Genomic DNA, 20,185 nt, shown 5'->3' with positions numbered 1-20,185 from the left:
CGGTTCACTGTTGGTAAAGGAGCTTTTCATGAAAGAGTTTGTAATCGAAGCGCAAAAAATCCCGGCTCAACAAAGACACGCCCATATTTTTGAAACTTTCGACAATTTGGACGCGGGGGAGAGCATTCTTATTATCAACAATCACGACCCCGTACCACTTTTAAGACAATTCGAACAAAATCGCGCGGATCAGTTTCAGCCCGAATATGTTGAAAAAGGTCCCGATGTTTGGAAATTGCGACTGACCAAACTAAAAAAAGAAGGTTGCTGCGGATTCTGCGGAAACTAACCCAGCAACTTCTCACAGAGAATGAATAGGCATCCGTCTTCTTTATCAATATGAAGTTTTAATAGACGGATGTACTCCTCTTTCAAGGGTGCAAAAAACTCCTGATAAAGCGGATCGTCTTTGCGGTCCTTCATAAAGTGCAAAGCCTGAGCAATTTCAGCGCTCAAGGCATGTTCGCCCATGGGCATACTGAGCGGATTGGATTCTGTCAGCCACGAAAATTCCGGATAGCTTTTTGGCGCAGGCAGACCTTTTGAGTAGGCTCTTTTTAACATCGATACGGTGGAAGCTTTCGGATTTATATCCAGTTCCATGCCACGAAAGAAAGTGCAGAGGGGGCCGCCTTCTTTCAAAAGAGGATGAGCGGCGACCAAGGGGAAAAGTGCTTCTTCTTCTAAGGGATGATGCACATCCTCCACCAGGTGAAGGATGTCGAAAATATCTGCGCCCTCAGAGATCATTTTCAGCAGGGTCTGATGCTGATCGCGAAGTTCTTTTACAATTTTTACCATGGCGTAGAGCCTCCAAAGCCTCTGGCTGCAGCACTTCGATATGTTTTTCATCGGTGCGGATCCAGCCTTTTTTCGTCCACTGACTCATGATGCGGATGACGGTCTCACTTTGCGCCCCGATACGTTCCGCAATATCCACGCGGGTTAAAGGTATCTGCAGACGATTTGTACTTTTAAATTCCTGCCTCGCTAAAAGACGCATTAAAAGCTCCGCCACCCGGGACGGTGTTAACTGATGCGAGATGCAAATATCATTTTGCAGCTCCAGAAAGCGCTGAGAAATCTGACAGTTCACAATACGTCGAACTTCGGGTAAGCGCTTCAATAGTTCATTATATATATTGAGAGGCATTGAGATAAAAGTACAGTCCTCAATACATTGAGCAGTGGCGGGCTGGTGGGGATCGGGTAGTCCGGCCATAGCAATACCTAGATATTCGCCGCGTCCCAGAAAGTTAAAGATCTTTTTATCTGATAAGTCGGGCGAGTCAAAAATTCGCACCGAGCCACACAAGATTATATATATTTCGCTGATGGGTTCGCCTTTATTATAAAGTATCTGGCGCGCTGGAACACGACGGCATTTCATAAATGAAGCCCATTCCCGCAATTCTAATTCGGATGCTTTATTAAAACCTTCTAAGGATTTCAGTCGACGGACAATCTCATTCATAGTGATCTCCTGGACTTAGGCTGACATTAAAGATCTGGCGGCAACATGATCCTAATCAATATTTTTAAATTTTGATCCGCATCAAATACTTTTTTGGCCCAGGAGGAGACAGTAAAGCAGCGTAAGGAGATGCAAATGGAGCAAAATCAACTTGATGCTTACCGAATTTTCTTTCCTGCCGGCTGGCTCTTATCCATCTGGGGCGTACTCTTGTGGATTCTATTTCCGTGGAATCTGGTCTCTTATCCTGGGTTGTATCATCCCGAAATTATGATGGGGGGCTTTTTCCTTTGTTTCGTTTGTGGCTTCTTGATGACGGCGGTTCCGCGCTTCACCTCCACCTTCGGACCCAGTAAAATGGATCAGCTTTTGTCGTTTGGGGTGATCGGAATTCTTTTTATCAGTTTGGTGTTTACGAAGAAGATCTATTTTTATGGCGCCGTTCTTTTGTGTTTTTCGTTTTTAATTTATTTTTCCGGTCGGCGTTTTTTAGTGCGCAAACAAAACCCACCGGACTCGTTTATTTTTGTGGGCGTGGGATTGATATCCGCCTTTTTCGGCGTTTTAATTCTGTTTTTGTCTGAGTTCATGAATGTGCCAACAAAGTTTTATGGTTTTGGCCGAGGACTTTTTCTTCAGTGTTACATTTTGTGCCTGATTTTGGGTGTAGGATCACGATTGATTCCCGCGTTGCTGGGCTGGGGACCGCTGCCCAATCAGCCCCAAAAAACATCACGCAATGTGATGATATTTGGGGGCATGGCCGTTCTTTTCGTTCTTTCTTACTTTTGCGAAAACGTGATGGGTCACATCCTGGGAGCTAATGTAATTCGTGCTGTTCTGGTGACAATCATCAGTTTGAAGTTCTGGAAGATCTATAAGCTGCCGCACCGACGCGCGATGCAGACTTGGGGGCTTTGGGGTTCGGCATGGGCATTGGTATTGTCATTTTGGGGCTTGGTTTTTGCGCCCAGCTTCCGCATTCACATTCTGCATATTATCTATGTTTCGGGAATGGGCTTGATGACCTTTATGATTGCGGTCCGGGTGGTGTTGTCGCACGGAAACCATAATATGCAGATAGAAAAAAGCTCCAAACTTTTAGGGCTTGGAGCTTTCTTGCTATTCTTGGCTGGTTTGACCCGATTTTCTGCGGGAATTGCCCCGCAGATTTATCAGTCTCATCTTTTATATGCCGCCGTTACGTGGCTGGCTGGATCTCTGCTCTGGGGCTGGATGTTCCTGCCCAAGATTTTTCGTGTTGGGCCTTCACATGATAGAAGCGCTTAGCCGCTTCTTTTTGTCGGGCCGTACTGAAGGACGAGATTCTTTTTAGATAGCCAATCACTCGCGTCGCATGGTCAACATTGTCGCTTCCGCAATGCGAACAGCGGTGAAGTGTGCGTTTGTCGATGGCTTCACAGACGTTACAGATAGTGATCTTAACGTTCACACACCAGTAATTGCATCCGGTCAAAGCCGCCGCATTGATCAGCTTCAAAAAGCCGCTGGCGCTTAACTTTTCTTCCAGATTCAAATGCAGGGCCGATCCACCATCTAGGTATTCCATGGTTTCCGCTCCATGCAGAATCATTTTATCGACGGCATTCACGTCATCATTTTCAACGGCGTAGAAGTACGAGTTGAAGCAATCACGCGGTGCCTGTAAGCCGTCGGCCGCATCCCAAGAGGCGTTTTTCACGCCCAGATTTTCTGCCGGAACAAATTCGGTATTGAACATGTAGCCATATTTTTCACGAGCTTCGCGATTTGAATCAAAGATAATCTTAAGACGTTCTTTCAAGAAGCCTTTGTAGCTGGCATTATTTGAAATCTCGTACCCTAAAAACTCGGCAGCTTCCACCATGCCATTGATTCCAATAGTTAAAAACTGTTTGTCCAGACTGATGAATCCAGCCGAGTAGGCAGTCAACATGCCCGCATCGTAATAGTCCTGCATCAGAGATCGATATGCGACCTGATACTTTTGAATCTTTTCAACAGCGTCTAACAAGTTCAGATTTTTCTGCACGATGCGATTCATGTTCAGTGTGATCACGTTGATGGAACCTGTAGCGACGCCGCCGGCGCCTAAGGAATAGCTGAAAGTGCGATCGGAAATTTCATTGCGCAAACGACAGCAACTGGCCAGGCTATCGGCAGAATCACTCATGTACATAAAGAAGCTGTTGCCTTCACTTAGTTCCTTGGCGCACATTTCGGCAAAACTTTTATTGAGAGGTCCTTGGTCATTGGTCAACATCGCCGCCGTGACCACAGGGAAGGTCAGAATGGTTTTAGTTCTTTCCTTATTGAACCAGGACATGAAGTGACCTTGCAGTTTTTCAACGCTTTCCCATTTTGGAATATCGCCATTGGGGAAAACAAAGTTTTCAAAAAGGGATTTAAAATAGGATTCATCGTAAACGGAAATATTCCAGAAGACCGACTGATAACCTCGTGCCGCAGCCGGCTGATTCAAGGCATACACGACGTGCTGCAAATGATTGTTGATCACGCGTTCGTGCGTTTTTAAATAATCGTCGCCATAGTCTTTACGCGCAAAGTGATCAAAATACATCAACCATTCCACCGTCGCGATAGCCCCCGCGAATTGCGAGGAAATGGCGAACACCAGATTCACGAAGCAACCACAGAAGCTTTCCAGATGTTGTGGCGCTTGAGATTCGCCACCCAGCTGTTTAAGTCCGTCCAACAGAAGAGGATACATGGAGATCGACGCACAGTAAGGTTTCAGCGAAGTTTCGTCGTGCACGTAGATTTCGTGTTCTTCAATTTGACGTAGGTATTCATTGGCCAGCTCTTCACCAAAAAGTTTTTGAATTTTGCGACGGACCAGTGTGCGGTTGACCTGAATATTAATGTCTTTATTTAACTCCGATTCCATGGTCGCAATATTTTTGTGGGTGACGTTGGCATTGGCATCGAACTTTGATCCCTCTGCCGCGTTGGCCGCGCTGATGTAGTTTTCAATGAATTTAATTTTGCTGTTGAGCTGCTGCTCAGTTAATCGAAGCATGTTGTCTCCTTGATGTTAGCGTTGGAATAGATGATTGAGTGTTTGTTGAGTTCTTAAATCGATAAATCTTTGATTCGTGGACGGCGAGTCCAAGCCCCCCAAAGAGGGTCTCCAGGGACCCACCTTAAGGAAGTCCAGGTTCTGTTTGATCAGGTTCGGGACGTCATCAAGACCCGTGTAAAGAGCTGTAAGTAGACCTTGTTTTTTGCACTGCAAAAGGAAAGCGACCAGGGTTTCTGGATGCCATTCTCCTCCCAAAAAGAGGACGCAGGAGATCTGACTTTTATATTCTGTCAGAAGTTCTTCCATGAGGGATTCAGTTAGCGGAGAGCCGGTTTTTTCCGTCCACAGTTCCGGAGAATGACAACCCGGGCAACGCAAGGGACACCCGCAAACATAGAACGCAAGTGAGATATGGTCTGGGACTTCTTGGAAGACGATGTCGTACTTATAGATGTTCATGGCCACCCTCCGATATAAAAAGGATAGCCATTAGTTTCTTGTGATCACTGCATATTGTTTGAAAATATGACCCGTATCACTAGATATAGTGTGTTTGCGTTAAAGTAGCTGGATCTGCTTGTGGTTCATCTTAATGCGACCCTCTTCTTCCAATTCCGCTAAAGCGCGTGAAAAAGTCTCGGGGCGAAGACCAAGCATCAGGGCCACATCATGTTTTTTGCCATCTAGTTTGATCACGGGTGTTTTTTGCTGCTCCTGCAAGCGTCCTAAATGGATAAGCACGCGGTCCTTAGCCGAAGGTGTGTTGATGTTTTCAATTACCACATCCAGATTGTTCATCCATTTGATCAAAGAGCCCACGACGGCCTGATAAAGAGAGGTGTTGGATTGAATGATGGCTTGAAATTCTTTTTTTGGCAGAAACAGAACTTCGGTATTTTCGTTCGCCACAAAAGTGTCACTGTGTTTTTCTTGTCCCAGAATACTGCCTTCGCCGAACGTTTTACCTTCGCTAAGAATTTGCAAAACAATTTCTTTTCCGGCAGGTGAAAGCTTGGATATTTTCACCGAGCCCTTGGTGATTAAAAAAAGACCGTTGATGTCTTCCCCGGCTTCAAAGATCAAGGCGTTCTTGATGAACTTTTTCTTCTTCATAACAGTTAAAAGTTCAGAGATGACTTTTTCTTCCTGTGAAGAACAGATCGGGCAGTTTGGAATTTTAGGTTCAGTCATCAGCCCCCCATATAGCGCTGTTTTCCTACCATACCTGTTTCTTTTGTGAATAGAAATTGAATATAAGGGAGTGCAACAATATAAGCCGTCAATCCCACCTTGGGTGGGAGGTTTTAGTCTCAACTGGTTTTCATCTAGAAGGGGACGGCTTTAAAGTCCGTTCCCCCTTCCTCTACTTTTGCCTGTCTCGGTCTAGAATCCTGAGACGTCACTGACTTTACGGCCGGGGTTTTCGTCACTCGCAAAAGGAATGATCGAAGCGGCAGTTTCAGATTTGGCTGTCGTTTTGGTTATCTTTTTATGAGAAGGAGTGAATGCCGCTGAGGCCACCACTTTTCCTTTGCTCTTTGCTCCTTGCACAATCTTCTGCAACTCATCCACCAGTTCTGACAAAGCGTTGGCCTGCTGAGACATCTCTTCAGACGACGCGGCAACCTCTTCGGAAGACGCCGCATTCCCCTGTGTGGCCTGATCCAGTTGATTCATCGCTTTTGTGATTTGCTCCAAGCCGTTGGCTTGTTCCTGGCTTCCTGTGGCAATTTCACCATTGAGGTCGGCGACCTTTTTCACGGCCAGAAGGATTTCTTTCAGGACCACGCCGCTTTCGCTGGCAATCTTGGCGCCATTTTCACTCTTGCTGACATTCTCAGTAATCAAAGACGAGATGTCTTTCGCCGCCACCGCACTTCTTTGTGCCAAAGAGCGAACGGCTTCCGCCACCACTGCGAAACCTTTTCCTTGTTCACCGGCGCGAGCCGCTTCTACTGCGGCATTCAACGCTAAAAGGTTTGTCTGGAAAGCGATATCATCAATGACATTGATAATCTCTTCGATTTTTTTCGAACCGCTGGCGATATCTGACATGGAGGAAATCAACTTTGAAATTTCCACTTCACCTTTTTCGGCGGCTTCGCGCGATTTTTGCGAAAGACCGTTGGCCTCTTGCGCGTGCGCCGTATTCATTTTCACCATGCTGGATAACTCTTCAATCGAAGCCACGGTTTCCTCAAGCGAAGCGGCGGCTTCCGTCGAACCCGAAGAAAGTTGCACACTTGCTGCTGCAAGCTGAGCGCCGCCCGTTGAAGTTTGTTCTGCGGCCAAGAGCACAGACTCGCTGATGCGCTGAAGGGATCTCGCCAAAGAGTTGGCGAAGAAGTATCCGAAGAGCAAAGCGAAAATCACGCCCCCAATGATAAAGCTTAAAGTGAAGGTGTTGGCATTGCTGGTGATCTCGCGGGCCGTGGCCGCTCTGTTGTTCATGTTGCTTTCATGAAACTTCAGAAGGTCATTGATCGCAGCGGTATAGACCAGAGCTTTTTCGGCACATTCGCTCAGAATCGCTTTTTGCATCTTTTCTTTATCTTCAGGTGTTCCTGACTGATAAAAAGAAATAATTGTGTCGGAAGTCTTCTTAAAGTCATTCCAGGCGACATCCACCTTGTCGTAAAACTCTTTTTGCCCCGGGATGAATTTCAGATCGACGTATTCTTTATTGTCTTTTTCATAATCTGCGATGGCTTCACGGGCAATGCGAATGCCGGCTTCTCCATCTTTAGCTGAAATCCCTGCAACACCTAAAGTGGTTAGATTCACCCGTAACTTTCTATAGTTTGCGAGCATGCGAGAAGCATAACCTGCTTTCGGAGAGACCTTGTTAACAATGAAGTCGTATTCGTGTCCGACGTTTTTCAAAGAAATGAAGGCCGTACTTCCCACGGCAATCGTCACCGACAGCAGAAGCGCGCAAAGAAGAAGAAGTTTCGTTTTTAGGTTCAGCTTTTCAAACATGAGAATCCTTTGATATTTGTAATGAATTTAGGTTCCCATGCATATCGGCGCCTCAGAACGAATAAAAAGGCAATCCAAGGTTAAATTATTGTAATACTCATTTTCGTGAATAAAAATCCCTACTTAGGGAGGCTGAGAAAAATCATCATTGATAATTGTGTTTACTAACATTTGTATGCATTTTTTTGCCCTATCGAACTGATGTTCCTCATGTAAAACAAAACACCTTTATGACAAAAACACCGGATCCTTCTATCGTAGAGGACACTGAACAGTCATTTTTCAAGAAAGGTTTGTCGTGAAAACAGGAATACTTCTATTAAGCCTGACTCTGTCATGGGGCGCATTTGCCCAGAATCATTCGCATCATGCGCATAAGGAAACCTCTTCGGCCTTGGTCCTCAATGATGGACAAAAATGGCAAGCTGATGATGTTTTAAGAAAACAGATGCAGGGACTTGAAGAAAAATTTGCGTCTGTGCATCAGCTATTTGAAACTAAAAAAGCCCGCAATGCTGATTTTATGATGCTGGCAAAACAGATCGGAGAAGCAACTTCTCAGATCGTAAAGAACTGCAAGCTTGAACCGAAAGCGGATGCGACTTTGCATGTAATTTTAGGTAAGCTCTTAAATGCCAAAGAGAATCTAGGTGTCGCGAAAAAACGTCTGGCGGCGCTGAAGGAAATGCAGCAAAGCTTCAATCTGTATCACGAATATTTTGAGTAAGATTATGAAAAACACAATGGCGGCCGCTGACCAGGTTCGGGACTTGGCAAAATCTCTGACGATTTCTGTGCATGAGCCCTTTGCAGAGTTCTTGCTCTGTTCCTCAGACGAACGTAATTTTTCTATTTCGCTCTTAGACTGTTATCGTCTGGCGGGGCATTCCTGTCATGCGATCACCGGAGCTTTTTTAGTGACAGCCGCTGCCGTGGCCGAGCTTTTTCCCGCTGACGGCGTCTGTGTTCGAGGCGACGTGGCCGTCGATTTTGGAGCGCAATTGACCGAACGGGCCACGGGGCCGCGATCGCATATCATCAGTTATATCACTGGCGCTTGGGAAGACTCTGGATTCCCCGGCTTGCGGGGACAGTTTGTGCGAAAGAACTTGATGTCCTTCGGGAATGAAAATCTGCGCCAAGATGTCATTCGCTTCCGTCGTCTTTCAACTGGGGCCACCGTGGATCTGATCTATGATCCGACGCCCGTTCTGCAGAAATTAGATCTGACGAGGCCCTTTCCCGAAAGTTGGCGTTTTGAAGTTGCGCAGGTACTTCAACAGCGTAGTGAAGTCGTGCGGCGTCCTTGAGGATTTATAAATAGTTGTCGGCAAGTAAAAGGGCTTTTGCGACCAAGGCTGTCGTGTACGCGGAAGAACGCCACACGACGGGGTAACGCGCAATAAAAGTCGCAGCGTAGAAGACCTGGCCCGGCCAGTAAGTACGGCCTGCTGAGTCTTTTTGCGCCTGGGCCAGTAAGAAGCGAAGGCCCCTTTGGACACGTTTTCGATGCAACTCATTTTCGGGATCACCTAAAAGCATCAACGCATTCAGCGCCCACGCGGTCGAATGAATAGAGTCGGGACGGGCTAAGAAGCTGTTGCGCCAAGAGCCGTCCATATTTTGTTTGCTGATGATGTAGTTAAGCAGCCGCTGACGGGAAGGCTCCAGGCAACTCGTACCACCGGCGATCGCTGTCGCCATCGTGTAGGGCAGCGCATAGTAGCTGGGATAATACATTCCACAAAAGTAAAATTGTTTAAGACGCACGACCCGATTTAAATGTTCGCAGCTGGCTTGATAACCGGGACCCGAGGTTTTTTTTACCAAGGTGAGAAGCTTTAAAATATTTCCGTTCACGACGCAGTCGACATCGTTAAAGTTAAATGGAATACGTGTGCCGCGATGAGGACCGGCAAAAATATTTCTGGGCATAGCCGGATTTTTTTCATCCCAAAGCCAGGTTAAAAAAGCTCCTGTGTTAACCTGGCCCTGAGCCGCGTTGTAAGCATGCGGAACGCGGTTCAAATCTCGCGCCGTCGAAAACGCCTTGATCACTTGCGCGGGCAGGGGCGAGTTTTTTTGACCACCAATCAGTTCCAGATAATGCAGTGTCGTATAGGAAACGGAGGTCGTATCTGCATCGGGAGGAATGTTCGCAAAACCTTTCCACTGCGAAGCCAGATACATGAATCGAGGTTGTCGGACTTTCACGCCTCGAAACGTCGTCGGCGGATAAAAATTAAAAAGCGTCCCCCAATAATATTTCTGATAACCCTCTGCCGTCTGTCGCAACAGAGCAGGGATTTGATGATAGTGCGGGTTCTTCAGATAGATTTCAGCCAAAACATTGGCCACGGAGGAAGCGACAAAAGCCGTGGGCTCATCATACGGCACATTGAATTTTCCGACGCCGATCGGGCTTGGCACATACGAGGTCACGCGCGCGCGCCACTGTCCCGGCTCGTAGCCTTCGTTGCCGGTGGTTTGATAGTGTTCGATAAAGTCCAGAGCCGAAGAAATCTGTTTGTCGAAATAGGGCTGTGCCAATGTCGTCGCAGAAGTCAGAAATACCAGAAGTCCAAGCCAGCTCTTTTGCACGCACCACCTCCCGCAGTTCTGATGCTTTTCAAAAAGTTTTCTGTTGTCAGGAAAAAGAAGCGTCCTCTGCATCCTTACATTGGGGCCAGATTGTCTTTGCGGTGGGATGATGGGGAAAGCCGCCCCCAGCCCTCATTTCAAAGGTCGGTGACTGGGAAGGCCTTCAAATCAAATATATTGGCTCTGGCGACGAGCTGGAGGGGGCGTGTCTTACCGGCTCTAACAGAGTGCGCAAAACCTTTGACTTTCGCCCCCTTAGCTCGCTAAACCATTGATTCGCCCAAAAGAGGTGAAGAAAGGTTACGGGTAGGATCCCAGAGGTTCTACTACGTGGGAGGTTTACAAAAACTAATATGACAAAACAATTAAACAAAGCCGAGCTTGAAAAACAGAAAGTTCTAGCTTTCTTGGATGCTGAAGACGCTAAGGTTCCAGCAAATCCTGGTATCTTGAATGCGAAAGCAGATAAAGGTGACTTCGAAAATCTATTTGAAGCATCTATGAAAGAGCAAGACTTCAAAGTCGGCGACGTTGTTACTGGTGCGGTAGTCGAAGTTCAGTCTGACTACGTTCTAGTTGACATCAACTACAAGTCTGAAGGTTTGATCGCGATCAATGAATTCCGTATTGTTGACGGCGTTCGTGAAGTGAAAGCTGGAGACAAAGTAGAAGTTTTGATCGACCGTATCGAAAACGAAAACGGCATGATCGTTCTTTCTAAAGACAAAGCTGACATGCTTCGTGCATGGACTGATATCTCTAAAGCAGCTGAGAACGAAGAAGTTATCGAAGGTACTGTTGTTGCTAAAGTTAAAGGCGGCTTGAGCGTTGATATCGGCGTTAAAGCATTCTTGCCTGGATCTCAAATCGATCTACGCCCTGTTCGCAACATGGACGTTTACCTTGGTAAGAAATTTAAATTCAAAGTTATCAAATTCAATAAGAAACGTGGCAATATCGTTCTTTCTCGCCGCGCTCTTCTTGAAGAAGAACGTGACAGTCTTCGTTCACAAACTCTTGATACTATGGCGGAAGGTTCTATCGTTACGGGTGTTGTTAAAAACATCACTGACTACGGAGCATTCATCGACCTTGGTGGCATGGACGGATTGTTGCACATCACAGACATGTCTTGGGGCCGCGTAAAACATCCTTCAGAAATGTTGAATGTTGGCGACGAAATCCAAGTTAAAGTTCTTAAGTACGACAAAGAAAAAGAACGCGTTTCTTTGGGCATGAAGCAATTGACTTCTGATCCTTGGGAATCTGTTAAAGCTTCTTATCCTCCAGGCACTAAGCTTAAAGGAAAAGTTGTATCTTTGGCTGAATACGGTGCATTCGTTGAACTTGGCGAAGGTATCGAAGGTTTGATCCACGTTTCTGAAATGTCTTGGACTAAACGTGTGAAACATCCTTCTCAAATCGTTAACGTTGGTGACGAAGTTGAAGTTGTTGTACTTGAAGTCGACACTGAAAACCGCCGCATCAGCTTGGGTATGAAACAGCTTCAAACAAATCCTTGGGTTGAAATGAAGGAATCTTATCCTCCAGGAACAATCATCGAGGGCGAAGTGAAGTCTGTTACTGACTTCGGTATCTTCATCGGTATTGAAGAAGGTATCGACGGTCTAGTTCATATCTCTGACTTCTCTTGGACTAAACGTGTAAATCACCCAAGTGAGATGTTCACTAAAGGTCAAAAAGTACGCGCGGTTGTTCTAGGTGTAGACATCGAGAACGAAAGATTCTCTTTGGGTATCAAACAACTTGAGTCTGATCCTTGGTCTAACATCGAAAACAAATACGCTATCGGTACACAACACGACGTTAAAGTAACTAAAACAGCTGATTTTGGTGCTTTCGTTGAGCTTGAGTCTGATATCGAAGGTTTGATCCACATTTCTGAACTAACAACTGACAAAATCAACTCAGTTGAAGACTTCATTAAGCCAGGTCAAACTGTAAAAGCGGAAGTGATCTCTATCGACAAAGACGCTCGTAAGATCGGTTTGTCGGCTAAGCTTGTTAAACTTCGCGAAGCAAAAGCGGACGTTGACGATTACGTTAAAAAAGCGACTGCAACATCCAAGTCTACTTTCGGTGACTTGTTTGCTGACCAGTTGAAAAACGTAAAAACTGACAAGCAATAGTCTGGGCGCATACCGCCGAGGCGTTGACTAAAAAGTCATAAAGAGGGACCCTAAACAGGTCCCTCTTTCTTTTTCGGGACGTCGGAACGGGAGCGCATCATGAAGGGCAGTTTCTTTAAAAAGCTTGTTATTATTTTTCTGGTTTTTGTCGGTATTGGAGCTCTACTAAAAATGAGCATCGACTCTTTCGGAGAGTCTGAGAAAAAAGTCCTCTCGCAAAATTCCATCCTCCACCTTGAAATGAACGGGGTGATTTTGAATGGGAAAAAGTTCCTTAAAAATCTGAAGAAATACAAAGACGACGACAAGGTCAAAGCCATTTTGATCTCTATCAATTCTCCAGGGGGTTCGGTCGGACCTTCGCAAGAGATCTACGCGGAAATTAAACGGGTTCGTGAAGAACTTAAGAAGCCAGTGATCTGCGTGTCTACAGGTGTGATGGCAAGTGGTGCTTACTATTCGGCTGTGGCTTGTGACAAAATCGTGGTGGCTCCGGGGGCCCTTGTTGGTTCTATCGGCGTGATCATGGAATTTGCAAACATTGAAAAGCTTTATGATTGGGCGAAGATTTCCCGCTATTCCATCACCTCCGGAAAATTCAAAGACTCTGGCGCGGAATACCGAGCTATGCGCGATGATGAAAAAGCCTTATTCCAGAATATGATTGATGAGGTTTACGGTCAGTTTAAGTCCACCGTCGCGAAAGAACGCGGCTTGAAAGAAGACGTCGTGACTGAGTATGCGGATGGCCGGGTTTTCACTGGGGCTACCGCGGTGAAAATGGGCTTTGCCGATCAGGAAGGCTTTTTTGAAGATGCCGTGAAGCTTGCCGCGGAAACGGCGAAATTGGGTAAAGACTATAATATTTTCGAGATCCCCAAAAAGCGCCTCAGCATTTTTGATCTGAGTGGTGGGGACGGGGAGGACGATTTGAACAGTCTTTCCGAATACGCGGATCTTCTTAAAGGCAAGTCTTTCGGACCTGATATGGAAGGTGCGATGAAGTACATTCTGCGCGCCAAATATCTGAACCAACCCCTTCTTTTGATGCCGGGTTACTGGGAGTAATTCGTGGCAAAGAAGGCAAAAAAGAAAACCGCAGCAAAAGCGCAAGCTGTCAAACGAACGGCGAAGGCCGCCTCTGGAAAGCTGCAAATCGGGAAAGACATTTGGCCTTTAGAGCGTGATGTTCTTTTCCGTCCGGACCGCATGAAGTATGTGCGAAAACTCATCAAGCCGGAAGGTTGTGTTTTTTGTAAAGCTGCAAAAGAAGAAAGCTCTTTTGATACGCTTTGTGTTTACCAAACCAAATATTCTATGGTGGTGCTTAACAAGTATCCCTACAACAGTGGTCATCTTTTGGTTTTGCCACGTCGGCATTGTGGAGACCTTTTGCAGCTCGCTGAAGCGGAGTTTCGCGACCTGCAGGACACGATTCGTTTAGCGATGAAGGCCCTGAATGATGCTTATCAGCCGGGTGGAATCAATCTGGGATTGAATCATGGAGCTGTCGCTGGAGCCGGTATCCCCGAGCATCTTCACTATCATTTGATTCCGCGGTGGTCGGGAGACCTGAACTTCTTTCCTCTTATCGCTGAGACCAAGGTCTTGGTTGAAAGTCTTGAGCAGACCTACGATAAGCTTTCGGGTATTTTAAGGAAATATGAATAGAGGCGTAACCTTCCAAACGGCTCCGCTCACTCCCGCAGTGAAGTGGTTGCTGATTATCAATGTAGCTATCTGGTTTGTCTTCCAAGTTATTATGGAAGGCTTTTTACGCGTGCCCTTCACATCTTTGTTTGGTCTTTTCCCGGGCAAAGTTCTTTTTGAATTCCAGATCTGGCAATTAGGGACTTACATGTTCCTGCATTCTTTGCAGGTCACCCATATTCTTTTCAACATGCTGATGCTGTGGTTCTTCGGAGCGGAGCTTGAGCAGCGTTGGGGAACGAAATTCTTCCTGATCTATTACTTCACCTCGGGTATCGGCGCCGCAATCTTGTACTGCTTGGGTGTGTGGACCTATGCTTTGGTGACCGGGTCTCAGACGGGGTTGATTGTTCCAGTGGTGGGCGCTTCTGGGGCCGTTTTCGGTCTTTTGCTTGCTCAAGGCATTATCTTCGGCGAGCGCATTGTTTATTTCTTCATGCTCTTTCCAATGAAGACTCGTTATTTTGTCGCTCTTATGGGACTTGTGCAGTTGGCTTCCATGATGACTTCCAGTGTCAGTGGAGGCGAGGTGGCCTATTTGGCTCACTTAGGGGGGCTGGTTTCCGGCTATATCTGCCTGAAGTTTAAGGGGTGGTTTGACCGTAATGAATGGAAAAAGAAGTCCAAAGCCAAAGGCCGCAATCTGCGCCTGGTGGTGGATAACGAAAAGAACGATAAGCCTCCCAAATACTGGAATTAACGGGAAAAAGCTTCCAGGTGCCTGGACTCGCCGGGTGAAGTGCGCTATAAAAGGGTTTCGCAGAAAAAGGGGTACGCAATGTCATTGGCTCAAGCTAATAAAAATTTGAAGTTCGACAAACGATTGACTGAAAGAAATTTGAACGTTGGAGAAATGTCGAAAGAAGAATTGCAAAAGCACTTGGAGTCTCTTCCTGATCTTGCTCACAATGTCGAGAAATTCACTATCGACGGAAAAAATTCTTCTTCGGCAGAAGAATCTCACTAAGATCGTCAAAAATCTTAGCGCTGAAAAGCCTCGCCTATCGCGGGGCTTTTTTATTTTAAGGGACTGACATGTTCAGCGCATCCGCGATTTTCTTGCGCAAAATTTCCCTTTCAGCCGGGGTGGGTTCTTCGCCCCACTTCTTGATAAAGTCAGCTTCGGCACTGCGGTAAGCCTGATCAAACTGTTCCCGTTTGATTTGGGTCACGGCATTTTCTGCGTGTTTGGCGATTTCCTGAATCTGTTGAATGGTTTGTTCAATGTGGCGATTATGATAGTCCTGGATTTGTTCGTAGCCATTATGGACATTCAAAGCGAAAAGAACGCCGAAGATCACGCGACCATAGATTTTTTTAAAAGTGTTGTAAGCCTCGATGTGGTTTTGACTGCGTAAGGCCACCCGCGCCTCTTCGGCGTGAGTTTTAAAGCCGTCGCGAATAATCTTGTACATCAGCTCCGGCGGGACTTCCGCATTTTTCATTGAAGGCAAAGCCAATGGAATGCGCAGCCATTCCAAGGAACGGTGTTGGAGCAGGGTCCACAGTCGGTCCAGACTTTTGCGGGTCCAACCGGCATCCCGCGGATCACGCACTTCCAACCAGGTTTTTAGCAAACCTTCCTGCAAAAGTTTTTCTTTGATCAAAATTACAGTGGAGTCCTCTAAACGCTGCTCTTTATTTTGACGAAGCCAGCGATCGACGACTTCTTTCTTTCCGAAAAGAACCATCCCCAGTTCAATAGTGTATCTTTCCAGCGCTTTATCCGAAACGAATGTTTGTAAGTCCGTGTCGTTGATGAGCTTGCGAAGTTTACGACGACGTAACCAGGAAAAGTCTTTTCCGATCTCTTCAACAGAGTTCGAACCTTTAAGTAGAAACTTGTTGTGGGTGGCGTCGATTTTCTGAAGAACCTCTAAGACGGTAGGAAGAAAAATAGACTCGCAACGAGGCGCTGCCTGAGCCAGGTTCACCCAGCTCAGGCAAAGAATCATTAGGTAGAAAAAGCGAGTCGTTAAAGACATCTTTGGGTTATTCCAAGTTCACAGCGGCGGCCATCAATGAAAGGCGTGTCGCTTTGATTTCCGCGATCACTTTTTCTGCGTCAGAATCAGACAATCCTCCCAAGACCTGCCCCAGGTTTCCAGCACTCATCACCAGAGGGCCGACCAGCAGGGCTTTGGATTCCCGTTGAGTCATGCCATAAACAGTGATGGCGACACCAGAGGCCTGCGCAATCTGAGAAAACAATTTGTTTTGTGAAATGGAGTCTTCGCTGATTGTGTATTCGTTCAAGGACTGACGAACTGTTGTCAAAGAGGAGTTCAGTTGCTTAAGCACAGCAGATGTCTGTTTGTCGGCGACAGAGATCGCAGATTGCACTTGTGTTTCCGCGAGCTTCAATTGCTCTTCCAAGCTTTTAGTATCGACATCCGTTTTGCGAGCTTGACCGATAAGGCCCAATCCCGCTGACGACAAAGAAATGACGGCAGAAAGAGCGCCGGTTAAATATCCATTCAAGGCTTGACCGCCAGTTCCTTTTTTTATTGTGAGAGCAGCTATCGCAGAGAGACCTAAACCGATCGCTGCGCCGGTCACCGCAGTGCCATTAGCGAAAGTGCCGCGTGACTCGCGTTTTTCGATGGCAACTTGCGCGTCACCTAAAGCTTTATCCAGGCTTTGGATCTCTGCTTTCAGGGCGCGTACGTTTTCTTTAGCTATACGGATTTGTTCATCGCCAATGCCTGCGGTGCGATCTTGGGCCATGGCTGCGCTTTGCAGGCCGATAAGGCCCGCTACAGTTAACGAAATAATTTTAGATGACATGGGTTCTCTCCTTTTGGCTCTTGAAGAGCAAGGGATGTACCCGATGAAATGAGATATATTTGAATCTGATGTCTCATCTTGGGACGCATCTTGTATTGAAACAAAGAGCGGCAAGGGACTTGAAAAAGTTCGACAGGTCAAAAAAAGAAGGCCACTTGTGATGTCGACAAGTGGCCTGCCAATGCTTTTCGTCGCTTCTGAAGTCTTAGAACTTCATGCCCACTCCCAATCCGTAAAGCATTGGATTGATGTCTAAAGTTGTTAGATAGTTTCCGTTACTAGCAACGTCAGTTTTGATATAGACTTTTTTGATATCCAAATTCAAGTAAAGGTTGTCGCCAATTTTGTAGTCGGCACCTACTTGCAAAGCCAATCCTGTCGAGTTTGTACTTACGGAAAGGTTGCTGGACAAATCAACATCATAGAACAATGTGTGATTCAAACCTAAACCTGCATAAGGAACGAAGCCGTTGCCAAGGTCATAGTGATATTTAGCTGTGACTGTTGGCGGAAGAAGACTGACTTTTCCTAGGTCGGTGCCATTCAAAGAAACCTCGTGGCGAGACGTTCCTAGAATCAACTCTACAGACCATTCCGGCGTGACGAAGTAACTGAAATCAAGCTCGGGAATCGTTTGTTTGTCAGCTTCAACACCACTGACGGGAGAAGAGCTGTTATCTGGTGTGATGTAAACGCCGCGAATATGAGCCATCCAGTTTTCGGCGAAAGCGCTGGATGAAAATGCGAAGACACTGAGTAATACTGCTGCAAACACTTTTGTTTTCATTTGAGAACTCCTAGTTCAACAAGTTGTGTGTGATTGCATCTTACTGCTGCCAGATAGAATTGTTATTCGACCCCAAGTGGAATTCGGGCCTCCTTAACGCTGTTAGTAGAAAGAATCTCACCTGGGTTGAAGCAACAATTCGTTGCAACCCCGAGTTAGCAGTTGAAACAAGGGAATACGAAAAGGTATTCGTTCCTCTTTTTTTATGTGACACTACAAGTGGAGGAAGTAAAGGCATGACCCAATTTGTTTCAGCTGAAGAAGCCCTTAAGATCGTTAAGTCCAATGATAATGTATTTATCCATACTGCTGCGGCAACACCGCAACAGCTCGTGCGACAACTGACGTTGCGAGCAGAAGAACTTATGGGAGTCAAAGTATACTCCATCCATACGGAAGGGGATTGCTCTTACGCGGACCCTAAGTATGAAAAAAGTTTTGAGATTCATAGCTTTTTCAATGGCGGCAATCTGCGTAAGGTTCGTGGCAACCTGAATCCTTCATTTGTCCCTATTTTTCTAAGCGAAATTCCGACGTTGTTTTATAACCAGACTGTGCCGTTGGACGTGGCCCTTATTCAAGTCTCGCCACCAGACCAACACGGGATGTGCAGTTTGGGACCGTCAGTGGATGTTTCCATTGCGGCGGTTCGTTCGGCCAAGACGGTGATTGCCCAAGTGAATCCTCGTATGCCGCGGACTTTCGGTGATTCGCAATTTGAATTTTCCAAGGTTCACTATGCGGTGGAAGTGAACGAAGAGCTTTATATCAAGAAGGCGACCGAATTAACCGAGACGGAGTTGCAGATCGGTCGCAATGTTGCCAGTCTGATCGAAGACGGTGCGACCTTGCAGATGGGTATTGGAGCTATTCCGGATGCAACATTGAAAGCCTTGACCGGACACCGCGATCTTGGTGTGCACACTGAGATGTTTTCAGATGGGCTGGTGGAGTTGTATAAAACGGGAGCGATTACGAATAAGTTTAAAAAGCGGATGCGTGACAAGATCGTTACGAGTTTTGCCATCGGTTCACGTAAGACCTATGACTTTATTGATAACAATCCCATGGTCGTCATGATGGATGCCACGTATACCAATGACACGCATATTATTCGTCAGAACCCTAAGGTCATTGCAATCAATAGCGCCATCGAAGTCGATTTGACTGGCCAAGTGTGTGCTGACTCGATTGGTGCTCGGATATATTCGGGCGTTGGTGGACAGATGGATTTCATGCGAGGGGCCGCTCTTTCCCCTGGAGGGAAGCCGATCATCGCCTTGCCGTCAAAAACCGCTAAGGGAGAAAGTAAGATTTCGGCCTTCTTAAAAGAAGGAGCTGGCGTCACTACAACGCGGGCTCATGTGCACTATATCGTGACAGAATATGGAGTGGCGTATTTGCATGGTAAAACCTTGAAAGAGCGCACGCAGGCATTGATTGCTATTGCGGCACCTGAGTTCCGTGAAACTCTGGAAATTCAGGCTAAAAAAGTTTTAGGATATTGATTTTTAAAAGCGGTCCCGCAGATTCTAAATTATTTGCGGGGCCTTTTTTGGGAATTACTGCTGAACCTGATTCGCCTGCGCAGTCATCGAGTTGTCACGAGCGATAGCGGCCGCCACTTTTTCTTGGCTGAAAGGCGCCCACTCTTCACGAATGATTTTGTATGAGTCACCTGATTTTAGTGCGTAAATAGTCTTTACGCCATAATCGACGTGTTTATCTGATTCATATCTTTGTAAGGTTTTTACCAGAAGCTGATCATTGTGTTGAACGATGTAAGGTTGCGAAAGGTGAACCTTGATATACTCGTATTTGGATTTCAAATTGGATTTGTGATTTTTCCAGGAATCAAAGTTAAAGCCGGGAGCTTTAAAGTCCTTATCATAAAAGCTCATGTACTTTTCAATATCCTGTTCTTCCCAGGACTTGCGCCACTGTTCAACAAAGGAACTCAGCTCAGAGCGGCGTTTTTCATGCTCGCTTTTGCTGAGGTAGTTCACGTGATCGAAAATCAAAATCGGCGTTTCGCGAAGTTTGACATAGTCCGCGAGTTTTTTGATGACTTCATTTCGGACCACCACGCAGCCTCGTGAGCCGCGAGTTAAAGGCACCGAATCGGGGATCGCGTGCAGCCAAATGCCAGAGCCAGTTTTATTTTGTCGTTGATCGAAAAGATTTGGATAGTTCGTCGTAAAAGCCAAACCACCATACAGACTGAAAGGAATCGCTGGCTGAGTCAGGCGCTTTTCCAGGAAGTAAATACCCTCTGGAGTTTTATGATCATCGCGCTTGGTTTTGTTTCCGCCCATTTTGCCAATGTCAGCAGGGTACTCATCGACTTTTTTAATATCTTCACCATTACGTTCGAAGACCGAAAGCTTGCGCTTTTCCTTATCAACAAGAAAAACGTAGCGAGAGAAGGCTTCCGTCTCTGAAATTTGCAGTAAAGATGCGGGGAAAAGATCCGCCTCGTTTTGAGAAGACGGCGCGACAGGTTGACCCGCCACTACTGGTAGGCTGAAAAAAGATAAAGCGCATCCCGCGAGAAAAAGTCTCATAGTTTCATTATGAATGAACTAGACGTATTCTTGTCAAGTGTAGGTCCACATATGTCTAAAGCTTGGACGTTTTCCCTGAAATTTTCTTAC

At 46.3% G+C, this 20,185-nt stretch carries 21 protein-coding genes; 10 read left to right on the top strand and 11 right to left on the bottom strand.

The window, feature by feature from the left end:
- The first annotated feature begins 28 nt into the window (after window positions 1–28).
- Window positions 29–289, top strand: coding sequence for a DUF2249 domain-containing protein (locus OM95_RS03730; protein WP_041870410.1), 261 nt, complete (start codon window positions 29–31; stop codon window positions 287–289).
- On the opposite strand, the gene OM95_RS03725 is transcribed toward OM95_RS03730, so the two are convergent.
- Both OM95_RS03725 and OM95_RS03720 read right to left on the bottom strand, forming a co-directional pair.
- A complete protein-coding gene (locus tag OM95_RS03725; protein WP_291515526.1) occupies window positions 286–801 on the bottom strand; it encodes a hypothetical protein in 516 nt (171 codons plus the stop codon). The genes OM95_RS03730 and OM95_RS03725 overlap by 4 nt on opposite strands.
- Window positions 740–1,474 carry a Crp/Fnr family transcriptional regulator gene (locus OM95_RS03720; protein ID WP_041870404.1) on the bottom strand — a complete coding sequence of 245 codons (735 nt, stop codon included), beginning with the start codon at window positions 1,472–1,474 and terminating at the stop codon, window positions 740–742. The genes OM95_RS03725 and OM95_RS03720 overlap by 62 nt, the downstream gene beginning before the upstream one ends.
- Before the next feature lie 135 nt (window positions 1,475–1,609).
- On the opposite strand from OM95_RS03720, the gene OM95_RS03715 reads away from it, so the two are divergent.
- The gene (locus OM95_RS03715) at window positions 1,610–2,764 is read left to right on the top strand and encodes an NnrS family protein (protein ID WP_041870401.1); all 1,155 of its coding nucleotides are present in this window, start codon (window positions 1,610–1,612) and stop codon (window positions 2,762–2,764) included.
- Here the strand turns inward: OM95_RS03715 and nrdD are convergent.
- The 4 genes from nrdD to OM95_RS03695 form a co-directional block, all read right to left on the bottom strand.
- On the bottom strand, window positions 2,676–4,514 hold the full coding sequence (gene nrdD / locus OM95_RS03710) for an anaerobic ribonucleoside-triphosphate reductase (protein WP_291515525.1): 1,839 nt from the start codon (window positions 4,512–4,514) through the stop codon (window positions 2,676–2,678). The two genes, OM95_RS03715 and nrdD, sit on opposite strands and share 89 nt — an antisense overlap.
- Window positions 4,515–4,529: 15 nt before the next feature.
- Complete coding sequence (nrdG, locus tag OM95_RS03705; RefSeq protein ID WP_041870399.1) at window positions 4,530–4,976, bottom strand: anaerobic ribonucleoside-triphosphate reductase activating protein; 447 nt, start codon at window positions 4,974–4,976, stop codon at window positions 4,530–4,532.
- Between the two features lie 99 nt (window positions 4,977–5,075).
- Window positions 5,076–5,708 (bottom strand): Crp/Fnr family transcriptional regulator, encoded by a 633-nt coding sequence (locus OM95_RS03700; RefSeq protein WP_041870396.1) that lies wholly within the window; start codon window positions 5,706–5,708, stop codon window positions 5,076–5,078.
- A gap of 192 nt (window positions 5,709–5,900) precedes the next feature.
- Window positions 5,901–7,496: a methyl-accepting chemotaxis protein gene (locus tag OM95_RS03695; RefSeq protein ID WP_291515524.1), complete on the bottom strand. Its 1,596-nt coding sequence runs from the start codon at window positions 7,494–7,496 to the stop codon at window positions 5,901–5,903.
- 298 nt (window positions 7,497–7,794) lie between these two features.
- Between OM95_RS03695 and OM95_RS03690 the strand changes: the two genes are divergently transcribed.
- Both OM95_RS03690 and OM95_RS17065 read left to right on the top strand, forming a co-directional pair.
- Entirely contained in the window at window positions 7,795–8,223 is a 429-nt protein-coding gene (locus tag OM95_RS03690; protein WP_041870394.1) for a hypothetical protein, read from the top strand.
- Between the two features lie 4 nt (window positions 8,224–8,227).
- Window positions 8,228–8,806 (top strand): hypothetical protein, encoded by a 579-nt coding sequence (locus OM95_RS17065; protein ID WP_291515523.1) that lies wholly within the window; start codon window positions 8,228–8,230, stop codon window positions 8,804–8,806.
- Between the two features lie 4 nt (window positions 8,807–8,810).
- Here the strand turns inward: OM95_RS17065 and OM95_RS03680 are convergent, their stop codons facing one another.
- Window positions 8,811–10,097, bottom strand: coding sequence for a prenyltransferase/squalene oxidase repeat-containing protein (locus OM95_RS03680; protein ID WP_041870392.1), 1,287 nt, complete (start codon window positions 10,095–10,097; stop codon window positions 8,811–8,813).
- Between the two features lie 353 nt (window positions 10,098–10,450).
- On the opposite strand from OM95_RS03680, the gene OM95_RS03675 reads away from it, so the two are divergent.
- The 5 genes from OM95_RS03675 (at window position 10,451) to OM95_RS03655 (ending at window position 14,924) form a co-directional block, all read left to right on the top strand.
- Window positions 10,451–12,247 (top strand): 30S ribosomal protein S1, encoded by a 1,797-nt coding sequence (locus OM95_RS03675; RefSeq protein ID WP_291515522.1) that lies wholly within the window; start codon window positions 10,451–10,453, stop codon window positions 12,245–12,247.
- A 99-nt stretch (window positions 12,248–12,346) separates the two neighbouring features.
- On the top strand, window positions 12,347–13,315 hold the full coding sequence (gene sppA, locus OM95_RS03670) for a signal peptide peptidase SppA (protein WP_041870391.1): 969 nt from the start codon (window positions 12,347–12,349) through the stop codon (window positions 13,313–13,315).
- A 3-nt stretch (window positions 13,316–13,318) separates the two neighbouring features.
- Window positions 13,319–13,918, top strand: a complete 600-nt coding sequence (locus OM95_RS03665) for an HIT domain-containing protein (protein ID WP_291515521.1) — start codon at window positions 13,319–13,321, stop codon at window positions 13,916–13,918.
- Window positions 13,911–14,657, top strand: coding sequence for a rhomboid family intramembrane serine protease (locus OM95_RS03660; RefSeq protein WP_041870389.1), 747 nt, complete (start codon window positions 13,911–13,913; stop codon window positions 14,655–14,657). Before OM95_RS03665 ends, OM95_RS03660 begins: the two co-directional genes overlap by 8 nt.
- Before the next feature lie 78 nt (window positions 14,658–14,735).
- Entirely contained in the window at window positions 14,736–14,924 is a 189-nt protein-coding gene (locus OM95_RS03655; RefSeq protein WP_041870387.1) for a hypothetical protein, read from the top strand.
- 55 nt (window positions 14,925–14,979) lie between these two features.
- Here the strand turns inward: OM95_RS03655 and OM95_RS03650 are convergent, their stop codons facing one another.
- The 3 genes from OM95_RS03650 to OM95_RS03640 form a co-directional block, all read right to left on the bottom strand.
- Window positions 14,980–15,942 carry a hypothetical protein gene (locus tag OM95_RS03650; protein ID WP_291515520.1) on the bottom strand — a complete coding sequence of 321 codons (963 nt, stop codon included), beginning with the start codon at window positions 15,940–15,942 and terminating at the stop codon, window positions 14,980–14,982.
- A gap of 7 nt (window positions 15,943–15,949) precedes the next feature.
- The gene (locus tag OM95_RS03645) at window positions 15,950–16,744 is read right to left on the bottom strand and encodes a hypothetical protein (RefSeq protein WP_291515519.1); all 795 of its coding nucleotides are present in this window, start codon (window positions 16,742–16,744) and stop codon (window positions 15,950–15,952) included.
- A gap of 205 nt (window positions 16,745–16,949) precedes the next feature.
- Window positions 16,950–17,531 (bottom strand): OmpW family outer membrane protein, encoded by a 582-nt coding sequence (locus OM95_RS03640; protein ID WP_041870385.1) that lies wholly within the window; start codon window positions 17,529–17,531, stop codon window positions 16,950–16,952.
- 236 nt (window positions 17,532–17,767) lie between these two features.
- Here OM95_RS03640 and OM95_RS03635 point away from each other — a divergent pair, with 236 nt between their 5' ends.
- The gene (locus tag OM95_RS03635; RefSeq protein WP_041870383.1) at window positions 17,768–19,039 is read left to right on the top strand and encodes an acetyl-CoA hydrolase/transferase C-terminal domain-containing protein; all 1,272 of its coding nucleotides are present in this window, start codon (window positions 17,768–17,770) and stop codon (window positions 19,037–19,039) included.
- Between the two features lie 54 nt (window positions 19,040–19,093).
- Here OM95_RS03635 and OM95_RS03630 read toward each other — a convergent pair whose 3' ends face one another.
- A complete protein-coding gene (locus OM95_RS03630; protein WP_041870381.1) occupies window positions 19,094–20,095 on the bottom strand; it encodes a L,D-transpeptidase family protein in 1,002 nt (333 codons plus the stop codon).
- Window positions 20,096–20,185 lie beyond the last annotated feature (90 nt).

Source organism: Bdellovibrio sp. ArHS, from assembly GCF_000786105.1.
Classification (GTDB): domain Bacteria; phylum Bdellovibrionota; class Bdellovibrionia; order Bdellovibrionales; family Bdellovibrionaceae; genus Bdellovibrio.
Note: the sequence above shows the minus strand (reverse complement) of the source record. Positions and strands in the feature narration are given on the sequence as shown.

Coding starts and splice junctions, on each gene's coding strand:
- OM95_RS03730 (WP_041870410.1), top strand. CDS start 29: ATGAAAGAGTTTGTAATCGAAGCGCAAAAAATCCCGGCTCAACAAAGA.
- OM95_RS03725 (WP_291515526.1), bottom strand. CDS start 801: ATGGTAAAAATTGTAAAAGAACTTCGCGATCAGCATCAGACCCTGCTG.
- OM95_RS03720 (WP_041870404.1), bottom strand. CDS start 1,474: ATGAATGAGATTGTCCGTCGACTGAAATCCTTAGAAGGTTTTAATAAA.
- OM95_RS03715 (WP_041870401.1), top strand. CDS start 1,610: ATGGAGCAAAATCAACTTGATGCTTACCGAATTTTCTTTCCTGCCGGC.
- nrdD (WP_291515525.1), bottom strand. CDS start 4,514: ATGCTTCGATTAACTGAGCAGCAGCTCAACAGCAAAATTAAATTCATT.
- nrdG (WP_041870399.1), bottom strand. CDS start 4,976: ATGAACATCTATAAGTACGACATCGTCTTCCAAGAAGTCCCAGACCAT.
- OM95_RS03700 (WP_041870396.1), bottom strand. CDS start 5,708: ATGACTGAACCTAAAATTCCAAACTGCCCGATCTGTTCTTCACAGGAA.
- OM95_RS03695 (WP_291515524.1), bottom strand. CDS start 7,496: ATGTTTGAAAAGCTGAACCTAAAAACGAAACTTCTTCTTCTTTGCGCG.
- OM95_RS17065 (WP_291515523.1), top strand. CDS start 8,228: ATGAAAAACACAATGGCGGCCGCTGACCAGGTTCGGGACTTGGCAAAA.
- OM95_RS03675 (WP_291515522.1), top strand. CDS start 10,451: ATGACAAAACAATTAAACAAAGCCGAGCTTGAAAAACAGAAAGTTCTA.
- sppA (WP_041870391.1), top strand. CDS start 12,347: ATGAAGGGCAGTTTCTTTAAAAAGCTTGTTATTATTTTTCTGGTTTTT.
- OM95_RS03660 (WP_041870389.1), top strand. CDS start 13,911: ATGAATAGAGGCGTAACCTTCCAAACGGCTCCGCTCACTCCCGCAGTG.
- OM95_RS03655 (WP_041870387.1), top strand. CDS start 14,736: ATGTCATTGGCTCAAGCTAATAAAAATTTGAAGTTCGACAAACGATTG.
- OM95_RS03650 (WP_291515520.1), bottom strand. CDS start 15,942: ATGTCTTTAACGACTCGCTTTTTCTACCTAATGATTCTTTGCCTGAGC.
- OM95_RS03645 (WP_291515519.1), bottom strand. CDS start 16,744: ATGTCATCTAAAATTATTTCGTTAACTGTAGCGGGCCTTATCGGCCTG.
- OM95_RS03640 (WP_041870385.1), bottom strand. CDS start 17,531: ATGAAAACAAAAGTGTTTGCAGCAGTATTACTCAGTGTCTTCGCATTT.
- OM95_RS03635 (WP_041870383.1), top strand. CDS start 17,768: ATGACCCAATTTGTTTCAGCTGAAGAAGCCCTTAAGATCGTTAAGTCC.
- OM95_RS03630 (WP_041870381.1), bottom strand. CDS start 20,095: ATGAGACTTTTTCTCGCGGGATGCGCTTTATCTTTTTTCAGCCTACCA.